This window comes from Vibrio litoralis DSM 17657 (genome assembly GCF_000426765.1).
GTDB classification, from domain to species: Bacteria; Pseudomonadota; Gammaproteobacteria; order Enterobacterales; family Vibrionaceae; genus Vibrio; species Vibrio litoralis.
The window spans coordinates 387,062-404,002 of sequence record NZ_KE384567.1 but is presented as its reverse complement, the minus strand read 5'-3'; the positions used below and the strand labels follow the sequence as shown (position 1 = coordinate 404,002).

General features: G+C 42.3%; 17 protein-coding genes and 1 other RNA gene. 12 read left to right on the top strand and 6 right to left on the bottom strand.

Going from position 1 to position 16,941, the window contains the following annotated elements; all coding sequences use genetic code 11:
* Window positions 1-27 precede the first annotated feature (27 nt).
* The 3 genes from K358_RS0115475 to zapA form a co-directional block, all read right to left on the bottom strand.
* Window positions 28-651 carry a 5-formyltetrahydrofolate cyclo-ligase gene (locus K358_RS0115475; protein WP_027697669.1) on the bottom strand — a complete coding sequence of 208 codons (624 nt, stop codon included), beginning with the start codon at window positions 649-651 and terminating at the stop codon, window positions 28-30.
* A 6-nt stretch (window positions 652-657) separates the two neighbouring features.
* Window positions 658-843: non-coding RNA, 6S RNA (gene ssrS, locus K358_RS19110), on the bottom strand.
* A gap of 43 nt (window positions 844-886) precedes the next feature.
* A complete protein-coding gene (gene zapA / locus K358_RS0115470; protein ID WP_027697668.1) occupies window positions 887-1,162 on the bottom strand; it encodes a cell division protein ZapA in 276 nt (91 codons plus the stop codon).
* Between the two features lie 285 nt (window positions 1,163-1,447).
* On the opposite strand from zapA, the gene K358_RS0115465 reads away from it, so the two are divergent.
* From K358_RS0115465 to K358_RS0115455, 3 genes are read left to right on the top strand one after another with little or no spacing between them, the layout of a single operon-like run.
* Window positions 1,448-2,017: a YecA/YgfB family protein gene (locus tag K358_RS0115465; protein ID WP_027697667.1), complete on the top strand. Its 570-nt coding sequence runs from the start codon at window positions 1,448-1,450 to the stop codon at window positions 2,015-2,017.
* 9 nt (window positions 2,018-2,026) lie between these two features.
* Window positions 2,027-3,217 (top strand): 2-octaprenyl-6-methoxyphenyl hydroxylase, encoded by a 1,191-nt coding sequence (ubiH, locus tag K358_RS0115460; protein ID WP_027697666.1) that lies wholly within the window; start codon window positions 2,027-2,029, stop codon window positions 3,215-3,217.
* A 1-nt stretch (window position 3,218) separates the two neighbouring features.
* Complete coding sequence (locus K358_RS0115455) at window positions 3,219-4,439, top strand: FAD-dependent 2-octaprenylphenol hydroxylase (protein WP_027697665.1); 1,221 nt, start codon at window positions 3,219-3,221, stop codon at window positions 4,437-4,439.
* Window positions 4,440-4,529: 90 nt separating this feature from the next.
* Here K358_RS0115455 and K358_RS0115450 read toward each other — a convergent pair whose 3' ends face one another.
* The gene (locus K358_RS0115450) at window positions 4,530-4,730 is read right to left on the bottom strand and encodes a DUF1107 domain-containing protein (RefSeq protein ID WP_027697664.1); all 201 of its coding nucleotides are present in this window, start codon (window positions 4,728-4,730) and stop codon (window positions 4,530-4,532) included.
* A 606-nt stretch (window positions 4,731-5,336) separates the two neighbouring features.
* Window positions 5,337-6,320, bottom strand: coding sequence for a tRNA-modifying protein YgfZ (ygfZ, locus tag K358_RS0115445; protein ID WP_027697663.1), 984 nt, complete (start codon window positions 6,318-6,320; stop codon window positions 5,337-5,339).
* Between the two features lie 428 nt (window positions 6,321-6,748).
* On the opposite strand from ygfZ, the gene K358_RS0115440 reads away from it, so the two are divergent.
* Window positions 6,749-7,009: an FAD assembly factor SdhE gene (locus K358_RS0115440; protein WP_027697662.1), complete on the top strand. Its 261-nt coding sequence runs from the start codon at window positions 6,749-6,751 to the stop codon at window positions 7,007-7,009.
* Between the two features lie 465 nt (window positions 7,010-7,474).
* Here K358_RS0115440 and nadB read toward each other — a convergent pair whose 3' ends face one another.
* On the bottom strand, window positions 7,475-9,106 hold the full coding sequence (gene nadB / locus K358_RS0115430; protein ID WP_027697660.1) for an L-aspartate oxidase: 1,632 nt from the start codon (window positions 9,104-9,106) through the stop codon (window positions 7,475-7,477).
* A 459-nt stretch (window positions 9,107-9,565) separates the two neighbouring features.
* Here nadB and rpoE point away from each other — a divergent pair, with 459 nt between their 5' ends.
* From rpoE to era, 8 genes are all read left to right on the top strand, one after another.
* Window positions 9,566-10,144, top strand: coding sequence for an RNA polymerase sigma factor RpoE (gene rpoE / locus K358_RS0115425; protein WP_027697659.1), 579 nt, complete (start codon window positions 9,566-9,568; stop codon window positions 10,142-10,144).
* A gap of 24 nt (window positions 10,145-10,168) precedes the next feature.
* The gene (locus tag K358_RS0115420) at window positions 10,169-10,762 is read left to right on the top strand and encodes an RseA family anti-sigma factor (RefSeq protein WP_027697658.1); all 594 of its coding nucleotides are present in this window, start codon (window positions 10,169-10,171) and stop codon (window positions 10,760-10,762) included.
* A gap of 42 nt (window positions 10,763-10,804) precedes the next feature.
* Complete coding sequence (rseB, locus tag K358_RS0115415) at window positions 10,805-11,773, top strand: sigma-E factor regulatory protein RseB (RefSeq protein WP_027697657.1); 969 nt, start codon at window positions 10,805-10,807, stop codon at window positions 11,771-11,773.
* Window positions 11,770-12,240 carry a SoxR reducing system RseC family protein gene (locus K358_RS0115410; RefSeq protein WP_027697656.1) on the top strand — a complete coding sequence of 157 codons (471 nt, stop codon included), beginning with the start codon at window positions 11,770-11,772 and terminating at the stop codon, window positions 12,238-12,240. Before rseB ends, K358_RS0115410 begins: the two co-directional genes overlap by 4 nt.
* Before the next feature lie 138 nt (window positions 12,241-12,378).
* Window positions 12,379-14,172, top strand: coding sequence for a translation elongation factor 4 (gene lepA, locus K358_RS0115405; RefSeq protein ID WP_027697655.1), 1,794 nt, complete (start codon window positions 12,379-12,381; stop codon window positions 14,170-14,172).
* Between the two features lie 161 nt (window positions 14,173-14,333).
* Complete coding sequence (gene lepB, locus K358_RS0115400) at window positions 14,334-15,233, top strand: signal peptidase I (RefSeq protein ID WP_027697654.1); 900 nt, start codon at window positions 14,334-14,336, stop codon at window positions 15,231-15,233.
* A 10-nt stretch (window positions 15,234-15,243) separates the two neighbouring features.
* Entirely contained in the window at window positions 15,244-15,924 is a 681-nt protein-coding gene (gene rnc / locus K358_RS0115395) for a ribonuclease III (protein WP_027697653.1), read from the top strand.
* Window positions 15,914-16,918 carry a GTPase Era gene (era, locus tag K358_RS0115390; RefSeq protein WP_027697652.1) on the top strand — a complete coding sequence of 335 codons (1,005 nt, stop codon included), beginning with the start codon at window positions 15,914-15,916 and terminating at the stop codon, window positions 16,916-16,918. Before rnc ends, era begins: the two co-directional genes overlap by 11 nt.
* Window positions 16,919-16,941: the final 23 nt, after the last annotated feature.

Sequence of the window (16,941 nt, the reverse complement as noted above, 5' to 3'; positions counted from 1 at the left end):
AGCGTGGTTTGGTAGATTTTGGCGTGATTATAACGACTTCTCGCTTTTTTCCCAGTGCCAGATTTTATTTGGGGTCACAAATATAGGTAATGGGATATCCCAATCTTCTACTGGAATGCGTTCTACTTGCTGACAATCATGAGCTAACCCTATCGGAAGAGGGCCGACTCCGGTATTAAACCATTGCTCTAAAGTGCGATCGTAATATCCTCCGCCCATTCCTAGGCGCTGCCCTGTATGATCAAAGGCGACTAATGGGGTAAAGATAATATCGATGTCTTTAAGGAGGCAGATTTGAGTTTGAGCGAGTTTAGGCTCAACAATGCCGTATTTATTATGAGTGATTGGGCTGTCGGCATGATAATTAAGAAAAAGTAGATGTCCCTTTGAAAAAGGATGCAATACCGGTAGGACGACTTGTTTACCTTGCTGCCACAACCATTCAATGGTTGGCCTAGTGTCAATTTCACCATCAGATGAAAGGTAGATAGCGATATTGTTGGCATCATGGATAGTTGGAAGTTGTTTGAGTTGCTTCAGAAGTGCGATGCCTGCAGCGGTTTGCTCATCAGAGGTTAAACTAGTGCGTCGTTGACGAACCAGTTGTCGTAACTGTGGACGGGAAAGTTCAGGTTGAGTTGGATATTTCATAGTAAGGAATACCCCAAAGTGCCGTTGAGAATTGATGGACCTATGAACCAGCGAGTTCAAGGCGGATCCGCAATGAAAACCGTAGGCTTCTCGATACGAGCCGAGCCTGCTCAATAGTTCTCAAATACCGATCCTGGGTTGTTGCTTATCGGCTCAGGGACTTAAATCCTCTGACAAACACTCCAGGGTAAATTTGGATACGTTATTGAATATATAGTTTACTGATTCAATAGCGTTAGTTTTTGGCTAGCGCTTTGTCTAATGCTTTTGACAATTGCTCGATGCGCTGTGCCATTTGCTGACTATCACGAAGTTCATCTTTTAATTCTTGAACTTCATAACAAGCATTTAAAGCTGCGATAATCAGTAGCTGTTCAATGTTGTGTACTTTAGTACGTTCAGTCATTTGGTTCAAGCGTCGGTTTAATTCATTAGCAGCAGCATGCAAGGCTTCTTCTTGTCCCGGTGGACAATTGACGCGAGTGAGTTTTCCTAATATTTCGACTTCCACTGGGGCGCACTCTTAATAGCTGATGAAAAAGTACAATCTTAATATTAAAACGGTTAGCTAAGATTGTTCGACTGAGGGGAAACTATAGGCTAAATTGCCTTACATGTTCAAGCATTTCAGACGTGTGGGCTTTTATTTTGCTGAATGTTGACCTATTCGCTTACAAAGTGAGTCATTTACTTCATTTTATTGCTGATGATGGCGGTTATTTTAGGATTAACATTTTCGGGCTTGGCTTTGAATTGATATACTCAAATAAAATTGATCAACCAAGTGAGACGACCCATGAGCAATATTCGCCCATCTGATTACAATCAAGCCTTAACAGAACTTACTTCTGCTTCATTATCGGTAACACCGGCAGAATTACAGGGCTTAATTGTCGGTATGTTAAGCGGTGGCATTCCAACGGATAATGATAACTGGAAGACTATCTTGTTTGATTACACTAATGATGGAATGGGCTGGCCAGTGAGTGCAGCGACATTAGCTGAAACGATTTACGCATTTTCGATAAAAGAACTAAGTGGCACGAGCATGGAATTGACCATGTTATTGCCAAGTGATGATGAACTGCTTAATTATGCCGATGCGGTTTCAGAATGGGTCAATCACTTCATTTCTGGTTTAGGTCTTGCAGGTTCAAGCTTAGCGAAATTATCTGCCGAAACCAAAGAAGCACTCGCCGATCTAGAAGAGATCTCTAAGCTAGGGATCGATGAAGATGATGATTTTTCTGAACAGGCTATTTTGTTAGAACAAGTGATTGAGCATGTCAAAGTATGTGTACTCACCATTCATGCCGATCTAGCAGCAAAACCGGCGGCTCCTGCTGAGTCTAAAACCTTACATTAAGGTCATCTTATGAAGTGTTACGATATTGCAATTATTGGCGCAGGAATGGCTGGTGCAACATTAGCGCTGGCGGTTGATCGTTTGTGTCACGGGCAGTTGAGCATTGCGGTGATTGAAGCGCATCAAATGAATCAACAGCAAGCTCATCCGGGGTTTGATTCTCGCGCGATTGCATTATCTTATGGCACGATCAGTATTTTACAGCGGCTAAAATTGTGGCATCACTTTGAAGATCTCGTCACAGCGATTACCGATATTGAAGTCTCTGATCGCGGGCATCTTGGTCTCGCGGATATTACCGCGGAACAAGAGAACGTAGATGCTTTAGGTTATGTGGCTGAACTTGAAAATGTTGGCCGCATTTATCAGCAAACATTGAGTGATTGTTCTGCGGTTGACTATTTTTGTCCTGCGAAAGTTGCGAATATTGAACGTACGCTTGATAAAGTCACCGTCTCATTAAATGATGGACAAATGTTCGAGACTCGCTTACTGGTGGCCGCTGATGGCGCGTTATCGGAAAGTTGTCAGCAACTCAATATCCCATTGCAAGAAATTGATTTTGAGCAATTTGCTGTGATAGCCAATGTTGCTACCGAAATAACACCAAAAGGTAGAGCATTTGAGCGATTTACGGAAACTGGCCCTGTGGCTTTTTTACCTATGTCTCAAGGGCGCAGTTCGGTCGTATGGTGCATGCCAGAAGCGCGAGCACAACAAATGATGCAGGCCGATGAAGCAACGTTAATTGCGACCTTACAAAAAGATTTTGGCTGGCGTTTAGGCAAGATCACTAAAGTTGGCAAGCCAGCTTGTTATCCTTTGTTATTGCGTTATCGAGACTCGGTGGTATCACATCGCTTTGCCGTTGTGGGGAATGCGGCACAAACCTTACACCCGATTGCAGGTCAAGGCTTTAACTTGGGGATTCGTGATGTGATTAGTCTTGCTGAAGAAGTTTCATCGGCTTATCAATTGCATGGTGATATCGGCTGTTACTCTATGTTGTCTCGTTACCGACAGCGCCGTGAGTGCGATCGTAACCAAACGATGTCATTGACGGCGAGTCTAGTGCATTGCTTTTCAAATGATTGGCCAGCGATGCGTATCGGTCGTAACCTAGGTTTACTTGCTATCAATCATTTACCTTATATTAAGCAACCTATAGTCAAGCGTACTATGGGATTAGTGGAGCGATAACATGCAGAGTTTTGATATCACCATCGTTGGCGGCGGTATGGTAGGTCTAGCCTTAGCTGCATCGTTTGCCGAGAGTAATTTACGTATTGCGGTAATCGAAGGGCAGACACCTGATGAGTCATTAAGTGATGCGCCCGATACACGAGTTTCCGCTTTGAGTCGCGCTAGTGAACACTTCCTGAAAAATATTAAAGCTTGGGATGGCATTACTCGTCGTCGAATGGCGGCTTATCATGCGATGGAAGTATGGGAAAAAGACAGCTTTGCTCGTTTAGAGTTTAAAGCCAATGATTTAGCTCAATCGAACTTAGGGCATATTGTTGAGAATCGAGTGATTCAATTAGCCTTGCTCGAGCGAGTAAAGCAGTTATCGAATGTTTCATTATTTATGCCAAATCGTTGCGCGACCATGGCCATAGGTGAAAGCGAAGCTTGGTTAACCCTCGATAATGGCGACTCTATTTCAAGTAAGCTAGTCGTAGGGGCTGATGGGGCGAATTCTTGGGTTAGAAACCAGCAAGATATTCCATTAACACATTGGGATTATGGTCATAGTGCGATTGTTGCGAATATTCGAACCACCGAACCTCACCAAGGTGTGGCAAGACAAATCTTTACTCCACAAGGGCCAATTGCTTTCTTGCCGTTATCTGATCCTCATTTATGTTCTCTAGTTTGGTCTACCGATCCTAACCGTGCAGATACTTTACTTTCTCGTTCAGAGACAACATTTAATCAGGTTTTGACTAGTGAGTTCGATACTAGACTAGGCTTGTGTAGTGTTGAGGGTGAGCGCCATGCTTTTCCATTGAAAATGCGTTATGCGCGTAATTTTGTGGTTGAGCGAGTTGCGTTAGTAGGCGATGCGGCGCACACCATACATCCACTAGCTGGCCAAGGAGTGAATTTAGGTTTTCTTGATGCGGCGAGCTTAGCGGAAGAAGTATTGGCTTTGTGGCAGCAAGGGGAAGATATTGGTCTACAGAGCAATTTGAGATCGTATGAACGCTGGCGTAAAGCAGAAGCGGCAAAAATGATCGCGGCGATGCAAGGCTTTAAAGATTTATTTGAAGGGGAAAACCCTGCTAAGAAGTTAGTTCGTGGGCTTGGCATGCAATTTATTGGTCAGTTACCAGGCATGAAAGAAGAAATGATGAAAAGAGCGCTAGGTATTACCGGAAAATTACCAAGCTTAGCTCAAGCGAAATCTCCTCAACTGTAAATAACTTCCGCTGGGGTTAAATACACGACTGATAAACGAAAAAAAGGTTGGCTATCAAAGCCAACCTTTTTCAATTCTATTCATTTTAATTTAAGCACAGCGCATACGATTGATCTCTTGATTGATTTCTTTAACCATCTTGTAATGCTGAATTTGCGCCTGTGATGGAATGATTAACTTTGCATTATCGAATTCAAACTTACCCACACCATTGATATAAATACGCCCTTTGAAAAAACGGCTTACATGCCTTGCGACGGCTCTTGGTACATATTTATTAAATAATCTCATACTAACATCCTTATAGTAACCAAGGATATTATAGTGCTTTTATGAATCCATATTGTTAAATTTTTATTTTTTATGTGAAAAATGATGCAGGCATCAAATTTTAATGCTGTTTTAATTTGAAATGTTAGTATTTGTATCTGGAAATGGAATGGATAGTGATGCTTTATTGTTTTGAATGATGATTTAGGCAAAAAAATGCCCACGAAAAAATAGCGTGGGCGAATAGTCACAGATGCATTATACAAAGTGGATATGGCTGGAGGTACCAGCACAACACTTTACTAGTTAATCCATTCAATCAAATGGCGTCATGAATCAACCTGCAAAGAAATCATACATTAAAAAAAGTTAGATCAATATTTATTCAAAATAAATGATTAAAAATTCTTAGTTTTGTTTTTTCTTGTGTGAGTAAGATCAATGTTTAATGAATACGAGTGCAATAAATTGTATTGATAAGCGATCAAGCTTTGTTCTGAAGATTGAGGCTCGAAAGATTAACGAGTGAACGCTTGGGCTAAGTGATAGTTAGGGGGAGAGATTAGAGGATCGAGTCGGTAGATGTGCACTCTAACTAACCTAGTCAATTAGAGTGCATAATTTCAATTATTTTTCTTCAAGTGAGTAAGGGAGTTCCGCAAAGCTTAATTGAGCCTCTGGAAATGCTTCTAAGCGAAACACCGTATCAGGCTCTAAATTATTTGGTAGTACCGCTAGTGCGATCAATTTACCATCACTGAATTGATAGTAATTATTGAGCTGACCCGCCCCTCGCCAGTTTTCACCTACTTGACGTTCTAATTTAAGGTTGTCGCCTAACTCTGAATGGAGTTCACCTTGTAGGCAGAATAATGCACGTTTATTAATGCCGCGGTATTTAGCTCGAGCGACCGTTTCCTGTCCAGTGTAACAACCTTTTTGGAACGAAATGCCACCGAGTGCTTGCAAGTTCATTGCTTGTGGAATGTGTTCGAGTTGTTCATGTTGGTCGATTCGCGGTAGGGCGTCCATCACATCGGCGTGATCCCATAAACGCTCATCGGATAAAATGAGAACGCTATTTTTTTCAATAAGTTGTTCTGCGCTTTGCTTTGATAACATCAATAACCAGCGGTTGGCGCTTATTGGCACTGCGGTACCAGATTCTAGCGCTATGACTTGTAAGTTATCTTGATCAATAGCTTGGCCAGATAGTTGTGCGATAAACGAAGTTGCTTGGCTACCCATAAGACCAAGGAAAACATCAGCGCTTTGTTCGATGACTACCTTAGAAAAAATGGCGTATTTTTTTATTTCCACTAATTCTTTTTCGATAGCAGAAGCACGCTGAAACATGGCATAGCCGTCATTGTGGTGAAATAGACGGAAAGTACTAAGCATTTTTCCTTTGGCATCACAATGAGCACCTAGTGTTGATTGGTCCGCTTCGAGCGATACTACATCACTGGTAATTTGTCCTTGTAGATAAGGTTTTTTGTCATCACCGGTTATGGTGATAGCACCCCAAGAGGTAAGGTGACACAGGACTAAATCGGGCAAGGTTTGTGTTGATGTGAGAGGATAAGCGGTAAAAGAATCATTCCAATTCATCATAATGTCCTAGTTGATAGTTCAGAAGTTTTTATACCCAAGTGACTTCAAAATGCAGAATTCAGAGCTATCATCCAACCCTTTAGGTAAGGAAGATTGGCGAAGGAATGTAAACACCTTTCAAACCAATCTGACACAGCATAAAGGGTTGGATGAAGCTCCCGGAGGGCAAGTTAAAACAAGCTTTATGCTGTGTTAGATTGAACAGATATAGAATCACTATGATCATGTCCAACCTGCCTTGCCTAAAGCTTGTTTTACTCTTGCTGAAACTCGCATCTTGAAGTTACTTGAGTATACATGGTACTGGCGTAATTGATATTTGTCAGCATTTGTTGTGATTGTTACTGAGTCTGTGATTGCTGCACTAGTTGCTAGACTGGTGAGCTGATAAACTCAACCAATATGCATTATGAGATGGAACCGTTATGTACACACCAGAACAAAAAGCACGTATAAAGTGGGCTTGCCGTCGTGGCATGCTAGAACTTGATGTGGTTATCATGCCTTTTTTTGAAGAATGTTTTGATGATTTAACTGAAGATGATCAAAAGTCATTTGTTTCTTTGCTTGAATGCGATGATCCCGATCTGTTTACTTGGATCATGGGGCATGGCCGTAGTGAGCATTTAGGTCACGCGAAACTTGTGGATCGAATCGTTGCCCACAATCTTAGTAAAGTGCGCTAAGCGCCATAATACAACAACCGTTCTTTATTATCGTCACACCTATATCGCTCAAATTGGGTTTGTTGTCCTAAACAACCTGTCTATTTGGGCGATATCTGTTTCTACTCTTCCGCTCGCCGCTTCAATACTATTGATAATGTTATCTTTTCTATGCCTTAACCAGCTTGGTTTTCGTTTTGATAACGAGTTTATTCAACTTGAGTCATATCACGCCGTAATACGGGTAGATCGGCAGTTATCGGAATTTGGTCTGCAATTGCTTTTGAAAAATGGCCAAGTATTACGTTTGATGCGCCATCAATTTGATCGTGATGAATATAAGAAATTAAATGTGCTATTGGATGAAGGGGAAAGTAATCTTTCAATTTGCCTTCTACCTCTTAAGAAACGTCAAGAATCAAGATAAAAAATAGGCCTCTACTTTTGAAAAGAGAGGCCCCAGCGGTTTGTTATTCGTTTTGTTGATTAAAACAAAGGATTACTGGTTCTGAATTTTTCAGGCTCGAGAATAGTTGGGCCGCTATTTTCTAATTGTTCTGGATAGTCCAAAGTGTAGTGCAGACCACGACTTTCTTTACGTGTCATTGCGCAGCGAACCATTAATTCAGCCACTTGTAATAGGTTGCGCAGTTCCAGCAAATTATTGGATACTCTAAAGTGGCTATAGTATTCATGAGTTTCTTGCTGCAATAGTTGTATTCTACGTAAAGCTCGCTCAAGGCGTTTATCGGTTCGAACTATGCCCATGTAATCCCACATAAATAAACGTAATTCATGCCAGTTATGCTGCAAGATTACTTCTTCATCAGAGTTGGTTACCTGGCTTTCATCCCAATATGGAAGTGCTGGTGGTAGCTTTACTTCATCAAAGTTTGCGATGATATCTTTGGCGGCAGACCAAGCATAAACCACGCACTCTAATAATGAATTAGATGCCAAGCGGTTAGCACCATGCAGTCCGGTATAAGTCACTTCACCCACCGCATATAAGTTAGCTAAATCAGTTTGCCCTTGTTGATTGACCATCACACCACCACAAGTGTAGTGAGCGGCAGGAACGATTGGAATTGGCTCTTTGGTCATATCAATGCCCAAATCGAGTAAGCGCATATTGATGGTTGGGAAATGCTTTTCAATAAAATCAGCTGGTTTATGGCTGATATCTAAATACATACAATCCGCGCCAAGTCGTTTCATTTCGTAGTCAATGGCACGAGCCACGATATCACGAGGGGCGAGTTCGCCTCGCTGATCAAAATCAGGCATAAAACGGCTACCATCAGGGCGTTTTAGGTAAGCGCCTTCGCCACGCAACGCTTCAGTTAATAAGAAGTTGCGCGCTTCAGGGTGAAATAGACAAGTAGGGTGGAACTGATTGAACTCCAAATTAGCAACCCGACAACCTGAGCGCCAAGCCATAGCTATGCCATCTCCAGAAGAGACATCTGGGTTGGAAGTATATTGATAAACTTTTGAAGCGCCGCCGGTTGCTAATACTACAAATTTCGCTCTAACCGATTCTACGTGCTCTTGGTTTCGGTTCCAAATATAAGCGCCAACGACTTTTTTAGCGTCACCACCAATGCGGTCTTCGGTAATTAAATCTAAAGCGTTGTAGCGTTCTAAGAAATGGATGTTGGGGTGGTTATTCACGTTATCTTGTAGGTTGGTTTGCATTGCCATGCCCGTTGCATCAGCAGCATGTAGGATCCTACGATGGCTATGGCCACCTTCACGCGTTAAGTGGTGGCGAGGGTGCTCACTTTTATCATTTTCATCAAGATCAAATGGCACACCACCATCAATCAACCATTGCACACATTCTTTGGCGTTTTTGGTGATAAAGCTAACGGCATCTTTTTCACATATACCCGCACCAGCAATTAACGTATCTTCTATATGAGATTCGACACTGTCTTCCTCATCAAATACGGCTGCGATACCGCCCTGAGCATAATAGGTGGATCCTTCATTTCGAGGACCCTTACTTAATACTATGACTTTGCCATGAGGGGCAACTCTCAGTGCTAAAGATAAACCTGCAGCACCACTACCAATGACTAGTACATCACATTGATGTTCACTATTTGTGTTCATAAGTTCGTTTCAGTTCCTAAGCTAGTACCGAGAAATAGAGCCCGATACTTATTGGTATTCACTCCGTTGGCGCGCAATGAGCATATTCAATTTTCCTTGCCTACAGCTTGTTTTATTCTTGCTGAAACTCGCACCTGGAAGTTACTTGGGTATAATATGCATAGATATCAAACTGAGTTTCAAGTGTTGTTTTACGTTGCCATGAAAAAAAATGACAAAGTTCAGTGACGATTACAGCACATTTTATGGTTAAAATGGAAAAAGTTGTTCATTAATGAACTTTTCTTGCCGCCACATGTCACAATAGTGGTCGGTGATACATCAATACTACAATATACCCTAGTGACCACCAAAGGCTGTTTACTTATAGGAAAAGTAGCCCCAAGGTCATTTAAGTATAATAAGAAATGCTTATGTCGTTGAGACAAAAAGTAAAACAAATAGGAGTAGGTGCTCGAAATGAGCGAGCAGTTGACTGATCAAGTTTTAATTGAGCGGGTTCAAAACGGAGATAAACAAGCATTCAACCTTTTGGTCACCAAGTATCAAAGCAAAGTCTGTAGTTTGATTTCCCGCTACATTAAGAACCCCGGCGATGTGCCTGACGTGGCTCAAGAAGCCTTTATCAAAGCCTACCGAGCGCTGCCAAATTTTCGTGGTGAAAGTGCTTTTTATACATGGCTTTATCGTATCGCAGTCAATACTGCGAAAAATCATATCGTCGCTCAATCACGCCGCCCTCCAGCCAGTGATGTCGATGCTGAAGATGCTGAATATTACGAATCTGGAAGTGCATTAAAAGAAATATCGAACCCTGAGAACTTAACGTTGTCAGAAGAATTAAAGCAGGTCGTTTTTCATGCAATTGAAGCCCTGCCAGAAGATTTAAAAACCGCAATGACTTTACGAGAACTGGATGGTTTGAGTTATGAGGAGATTGCGGAGGTGATGGACTGTCCGGTTGGTACGGTTCGTTCTCGGATTTTCCGAGCTCGCGATGCAGTGGAAAAGAAAATACGCCCATTGATTCAGCGATAACAATGACTAATAATGGTGAGTAAAATGACCAATAAACAGCAGATCTCAGCTCTAATGGATGGAGAGCTTATTGATCAATCATTGATTTCTGAGATAGAGCAAGATGATGAATCTTTGCAATCTTGGAATCACTATCATTTGATCGGAGATACGCTTCGAGGTGAAACGCCAAGTAACCCAAGTTGGGATATTGCTTCTAAAGTCGCTTTAGCGTTAGAAGATGAGCCTGCTCATAATAGCTTGTCTTCAAGCAATTCGTCTTCAAGCAAAGTTACGCCAATTTTAGAAGCTCAACCTAAGCCAGAGAAAGCTCGCGCAAGAATGCCTGCTTGGTTAAGTAATTTGACTCAAGTCGGTGTGGCAGCATGTGTCTCATTGGTTGTGGTTCTTGGAGTTCAGCAATACTCTGGTTCAGATGCTAATGTCGCTTCTGATTCTGATCAGCTTCCGGTTTTACAAACGATACCTTTTGCTGGTTCAGCAGAGCCAGTTAGCCTGACTCGCGACGCTGTGCGTTCACAATCGTCTGAAGCCAAAGCGATGGAACAGCATCGTCGTGCTAATGAATTGATGCAAGATTATGAATTACAACTGCGTTTGAATCACACGAGCGAATAATATGTCTTTCGTGGCGATTAACCCGATAGAAGCGGTATTTAAATGAAAAAAATTCTGATTAGTACTTGGTTGCTATTCAGCTTATTTAGTCAAGCAGCCTCAGCCGAAGATGTTAAGCCTTCTGCTGAGGCTTTATTGCTTAAAATGAGTGAAGCCAGTAAGACCCTCAATTATGAGTTGTCTTATATCTTGGTGCGCAAGAATAGTATTGAGCCATTAATTTATCGTCATGCGATTGAAAATGACAAAAATTTAGCTCATCTGGTGTATTTAAGTGGTCCGGTACGTGAAGTGATCCGTCGTGGTGATGAGATCAGTTATATCGAACCTGGGCTCGATCCATTTTCTATCCGCTCAGGCAACATGGTTGCTCCGCTTATCCCTCTTATTGATAGTGATATTAAAGATCTGAGCAATATTTATGACTTTGTAAAAATTGGTCGTTCTCGTGAAGCCGGTGCAGCATGTCAGGTGGTTCGCGTAGTACCTAAAGATGGCCAACGTTACTCTTATATCGTCTGGATCGATGAACGTACTCATTTGCCATTAAGGGCGGATTTAGTTGAACGTAATGGTGAAGTTCTAGAGCAATATCGAACTATTTCTTACGCGGTGAGCGATCATATTGCGACGATTTTAGATGGGCTTAATTCAGCGAAATTACCGGATGTATTAACCTTACCTAAATCACGAAATATGGATGCTAATTGGCAAGTTAATTGGGTTCCGAATGGTTTTGAAGCCAATAGCCTCAATCGCTACCGAATGCCATTGACGGATACCATTGTAGAAAGCCAGCTTTATAGCGATGGTTTGTTTAATTTCTCCGTCTATGTCTCGGATATGAAAAGCACAGATAGTAAGCCTCTAGCGTATCGTCAAGGCCGTCGAACGCTGCAAACCTTTGTCAAAGACAACCGTGAGATTTCGGTGATTGGTGATATTCCGCCATCTACCGCGAAGCGCATTGCGGACTCAGTGACATTTAACAATAAAGGCAACACTCCATGATGACCGCTTTAGCGACCGTTATTTCGGTTGAACAAGATCAAGGAATGAATACCGTACAGCTGAGCTGTGAACAGCAAACCAGTTGTAAAAGTTGTAAGTCACAAAAAAGCTGCGGCACCGGTATGGTGTCAAAAGCACTTGGCAGTAAAGCGCACTTTTGGAAACTACGGACTAGCCAAACATTACAAAATGGCCAAGTGGTTGAAATTGGCTTACCGGAAAAAAGTTTAGTGCTTTCCGCGCTGATTGTTTACTTATTACCTTTGCTAACCATGATAGCAGGGAGTGTATTTGCACAGCTAGTTTTAAGACCTTGGCTAAACCTTGGTGAAGGTATTGTCATTTTGATGTTTTTCATCTGTGGTGGCCTTGGTATCTATTTTGCCAAACCCATGACTCAATGGTTAGAAAAAAAAGTCGATAGTGAAGTCTCTTTGATCCGAGTTTTAGGTCAACCTATTATTTGAGATTTTCGACTAGGTTTTCTTCAAGGTATAGCTACCCAGCAGGAAATTGGGTAGAATCGCTGCCACTAAAATGAAATTGACCTAGCAAAAGGGATTTCATATCCAATCCACCATTTATTTGAGTATTGTCTCCAGCCTATGAAGCACATTCGTAACTTTTCGATTATCGCCCATATCGACCACGGTAAGTCGACTCTTTCTGATCGCTTAATTCAAGTATGTGGAGGGCTGACCGAGCGTGAAATGGCAGCTCAAGTACTTGATTCAATGGATCTTGAGCGCGAGCGTGGTATCACGATTAAAGCGCAAAGCGTGACATTGGATTATAAAGCTAATGATGGTGAAACTTACCAACTTAACTTCATCGATACCCCAGGACACGTTGACTTCTCTTATGAAGTTTCTCGCTCTCTAGCCGCGTGTGAAGGTGCATTGTTAGTTGTCGATGCCGGCCAAGGTGTAGAAGCTCAAACACTAGCAAACTGTTATACCGCGATCGAAATGGACCTAGAAGTGGTTCCCATTTTAAATAAAATTGATTTACCTGCTGCCGATCCTGAGCGTGTGGCGGAAGAAATCGAAGACATCGTTGGTATTGACGCGATGGAAGCGGTTCGTTGTTCGGCTAAAACAGGTATCGGTGTCGATTTAGTTTTAGAAGAAATTGTTCGTAGCATTCCTGCGCCAGAAGGCGATCCTGAAGCACCGTTACAAGCACTGATTATTGATTCATGGTTTGATAACTACTTAGGTGTGGTTTCTTTGGTTCGAATTAAAAATGGTTCACTAAAGAAAAACGACAAAATTAAAGTGATGAGCACTGGCCAAACATGGGGTGTTGATCGCATTGGTATTTTCACGCCTAAGAGAGTTGATACAGACGGACTCAATACTGGCGAAGTAGGCTGGGTAGTGTGTGGTATCAAAGATATCTTAGGTGCACCGGTTGGTGATACTTTAACTCATGCCAAAGGCGGTTGTGAGAAAGGTTTACCAGGCTTCCAAAAAGTGAAGCCTCAGGTATATGCAGGCTTGTTCCCAGTATCATCAGATGATTATGAGAACTTCCGTGATGCGCTAGGCAAATTAAGCCTGAACGATGCTTCATTATTCTATGAGCCGGAAAGTTCAGCTGCGCTTGGTTTTGGTTTCCGTTGTGGCTTCCTAGGTATGCTGCACATGGAGATTATTCAAGAGCGTTTAGAGCGTGAATATGACCTTGATCTGATCACAACAGCACCAACGGTAGTGTATGAAGTAGAAAAGACCAGTGGCGATATCATGTACGTTGATAGCCCAGCTAAGCTACCGGCGATTAATGATATAGAAGAAATTCGTGAGCCTATCGCTCGCTGTAATATCTTAGTGCCTTCAGACTACCTAGGTAACGTAATCACACTGTGTGTTGAAAAACGCGGTACTCAGGTTGATATGGTTTACCACGGCAATCAAGTTGCATTGACCTATGACTTGCCAATGGCAGAAGTGGTATTGGATTTCTTTGACCGCTTGAAGTCGACGTCACGTGGTTATGCATCACTTGATTACAACTTCCACCGTTACGAAAGCTCAAGCATGGTACGTGTCGATGTACTACTTAACGGCGACACCGTTGATGCATTAGCGATCATTACCCATAAAGACCAATCACAAACGCGTGGTCGTCAATTGGTTGAGAAAATGAAAGAATTCATTCCTCGCCAAATGTTTGATATCGCGATTCAAGCGGCAATTGGTAACCACATCATTGCTCGTTCAACGGTGAAGCAATTGCGTAAAAACGTAATCGCGAAATGTTACGGTGGTGACGTGAGCCGTAAGAAAAAGCTACTGAAGAAGCAGAAAGAAGGTAAGAAACGCATGAAGCAAATCGGTAATGTTGAATTACCGCAAGAAGCGTTCTTAGCTATTTTGCACGTAGGTAAAGATTAATCACGGTAATGACGCTGTTCGTTTCCGTGAGCACAGGCAAATGGCCATATCATAGGTAAATGACTATATAAAGTGAAAGGGCGATAATGCCTTTTCACTTTTGTTATTTATAGCAAACATATTAGTACAATCAGTATTAGATCATAGGGAAGCCGAATCGGATGGCGAATACATTTTCATTAATCTTAGTGCTAGTGACATTAGTGACTGGCGTGGTATGGGTATTAGAAAAGTTTGTTTGGGGCAAGAAGCGTCAACAAGCGGTTGCTGATGTTGAGACCAAGACAACAGAACCACTAACTAAGGAAGCGTCTGCGAAAATTCACCCGCAACCTTGGTGGGTAGAAAATAGCGTATCGATTTTCCCAGTGATTGCCTTTGTTTTGGTATTGCGCAGCTTTATCTACGAACCATTTCAAATTCCATCAGGCTCTATGATGCCAACGTTATTAGTTGGTGACTTCATCTTGGTAGAAAAATTCTCATACGGCATTAAAGATCCAGTGTTCCAATCTAAATTGATTGAAACTGGTGAACCTAAACGTGGTGATATTGCGGTGTTCAAATACCCACCACAACCAAATATTGATTACATTAAGCGTGTGGTTGGCCTACCTGGCGACACCATCCGCTATACTGAAGATAAGCAAATTTGTGTTCAAGCTGCCGGCACTGATACTTGTAATCCAGTGGCACAGTTTGATGCGAAAGAAAGTCCATTTTATCAAGATGGCATTCCGTTGATTCAAGCGAAAGAAAAGCTTGGTGAAGTGGAACATAATATTTTAGTCAGCCCAATTCGTCGTGATAACGTACAGGCATACCAACCTCGTCCGTACCACAATGAATGGGTTGTACCAGAAGGTGAGTACTTTATGATGGGTGACAACCGTGATAACAGTGCTGATAGTCGTTACTGGGGCTTTGTTCCAGAAGCAAACTTTGTGGGTAAAGCCACCGCCATTTGGATTAGCTTTGAATTTGATCGTGATGCGAACAGCGTATTACCTTCTTGGATCCCTTCTGACGTGCGATTTAATCGTATCGGCGGACTAATATAATTGAAAGAGTATGAATTCTCAGATTCCTAAATTACAAAAAAAGATTGGCTATCAATTTAACGATACCAATCTTTTAAACCTCGCACTGACTCACCGCAGTGCTAGTAGCAAACACAATGAGCGCTTAGAGTTTTTGGGCGATTCAATTTTAAGTTTTGTTATTGCCGATGAGTTATATCATCGCTTCCCTAATATTAACGAAGGGGATATGAGCCGCATGCGTGCAACTTTAGTTAGAGGTCATACTTTAGCGGAGTTAGGACGTGAGTTTGTGCTTGGTGACTACTTAAAATTAGGTCCAGGTGAATTGAAAAGTGGCGGTTTCCGTCGTGATTCTATTCTAGCTGATGCCGTCGAAGCGATCATTGGTGCATGCTACCTTGATAGTGATATTGAAGTGGTACGTAAAGTGGTACTTGCTTGGTATCAAACTCGTTTGGATGAAATCCAGCCGGGGGTATCACAAAAAGATCCTAAAACTCGCTTACAAGAATTCTTGCAAGGTCGTCGTAAACCGTTGCCTGTTTATACTGTGGCGAAAATTAAAGGTGAAGCGCACAACCAGGAATTCACCGTTTCATGCGAGATCATTGGTGTTGCTGAGCCTGTCGTAGGTAAAGGCACTAGCCGACGCAAAGCCGAGCAAGATGCAGCTGAGCTGGCTTTAGGAGTATTAGCAAATGGTAAATAAAAACGATCCACAAGATGATCAAGAGTTCGATCTTGATGCTTACTTTGCAGGTGAAGCGCAACCAAATCAAGTTGCCGTGGAAGATGTCGAACCTAGTGAACAACACTGTGGCTTTATCGCGATTGTTGGTCGCCCTAACGTTGGTAAATCAACGCTGCTAAACCATTTACTTGGTCAGAAGATTTCGATTACCTCACGTAAACCTCAGACGACCCGTCACCGCATCATGGGTGTGGATACTGAAGGCGCGTTTCAGGCTATCTACGTGGATACTCCGGGATTACACATCGAAGAAAAGCGTGCGATTAACCGTTTGATGAACCGCGCGGCCAATAGTTCATTAAGTGATGTTAACCTAGTGCTGTTCTTGGTTGATGGTACTCAGTGGACGGCAGATGATGAAATGGTACTCAATAAATTGCGTACGGCTAATTTCCCAACCGTATTGCTGATCAATAAGGTCGATAATGTAAAAGATCGCACCGAAGTGATGACGCACATGCAAACCTTGTCTGAGAAAATGGATTTTGTCGATATTATCCCAATCTCAGCTAAACAAGGCCGCAACACAGACGCGATTCGCGAACGAGTACGTGCAGCCTTGCCACAAGCGGTACACCATTTCCCTGAAGAGTATGTGACAGATCGTTCACAACGTTTTATGGCATCGGAAATCATCCGTGAAAAATTGATGCGTTTTACCGGTGAAGAACTGCCTTATTCGGTAACGGTTGAAATCGAACGTTTCGACTACAATCCAGAAACCGATGGTTTTCATATCAATGCCTTGATCTTGGTTGAGCGTACTGGCCAGAAAAAGATGGTGATCGGTAAAGGTGGCGAGAAAATCAAAACCATCGGCCGTGAAGCCCGCCTAGATATGGAAGATCTATTTGAACGTAAAGTTTATCTAGAAACTTGGGTGAAAGTGAAATCCGGTTGGGCTGATGATGAGCGCGCACTGCGTTCTCTTGGCTATATTGATGATTTATAATCGTTAATCGGAATCTCGAGACT

Excerpts from the sequence above, each read along its gene's own strand:
- K358_RS0115475 (WP_027697669.1), bottom strand. The coding sequence starts at position 651 with ATGAAATATCCAACTCAACCTGAACTTTCCCGTCCACAGTTACGACAA.
- K358_RS0115465 (WP_027697667.1), top strand. The coding sequence starts at position 1,448 with ATGAGCAATATTCGCCCATCTGATTACAATCAAGCCTTAACAGAACTT.
- ubiH (WP_027697666.1), top strand. The coding sequence starts at position 2,027 with ATGAAGTGTTACGATATTGCAATTATTGGCGCAGGAATGGCTGGTGCA.
- K358_RS0115455 (WP_027697665.1), top strand. The coding sequence starts at position 3,219 with ATGCAGAGTTTTGATATCACCATCGTTGGCGGCGGTATGGTAGGTCTA.
- K358_RS0115450 (WP_027697664.1), bottom strand. The coding sequence starts at position 4,730 with ATGAGATTATTTAATAAATATGTACCAAGAGCCGTCGCAAGGCATGTA.
- ygfZ (WP_027697663.1), bottom strand. The coding sequence starts at position 6,320 with ATGAATTGGAATGATTCTTTTACCGCTTATCCTCTCACATCAACACAA.
- K358_RS0115440 (WP_027697662.1), top strand. The coding sequence starts at position 6,749 with ATGTACACACCAGAACAAAAAGCACGTATAAAGTGGGCTTGCCGTCGT.
- nadB (WP_027697660.1), bottom strand. The coding sequence starts at position 9,106 with ATGAACACAAATAGTGAACATCAATGTGATGTACTAGTCATTGGTAGT.
- rpoE (WP_027697659.1), top strand. The coding sequence starts at position 9,566 with ATGAGCGAGCAGTTGACTGATCAAGTTTTAATTGAGCGGGTTCAAAAC.
- K358_RS0115420 (WP_027697658.1), top strand. The coding sequence starts at position 10,169 with ATGACCAATAAACAGCAGATCTCAGCTCTAATGGATGGAGAGCTTATT.
- rseB (WP_027697657.1), top strand. The coding sequence starts at position 10,805 with ATGAAAAAAATTCTGATTAGTACTTGGTTGCTATTCAGCTTATTTAGT.
- K358_RS0115410 (WP_027697656.1), top strand. The coding sequence starts at position 11,770 with ATGATGACCGCTTTAGCGACCGTTATTTCGGTTGAACAAGATCAAGGA.
- lepA (WP_027697655.1), top strand. The coding sequence starts at position 12,379 with ATGAAGCACATTCGTAACTTTTCGATTATCGCCCATATCGACCACGGT.
- lepB (WP_027697654.1), top strand. The coding sequence starts at position 14,334 with ATGGCGAATACATTTTCATTAATCTTAGTGCTAGTGACATTAGTGACT.
- rnc (WP_027697653.1), top strand. The coding sequence starts at position 15,244 with ATGAATTCTCAGATTCCTAAATTACAAAAAAAGATTGGCTATCAATTT.
- era (WP_027697652.1), top strand. The coding sequence starts at position 15,914 with ATGGTAAATAAAAACGATCCACAAGATGATCAAGAGTTCGATCTTGAT.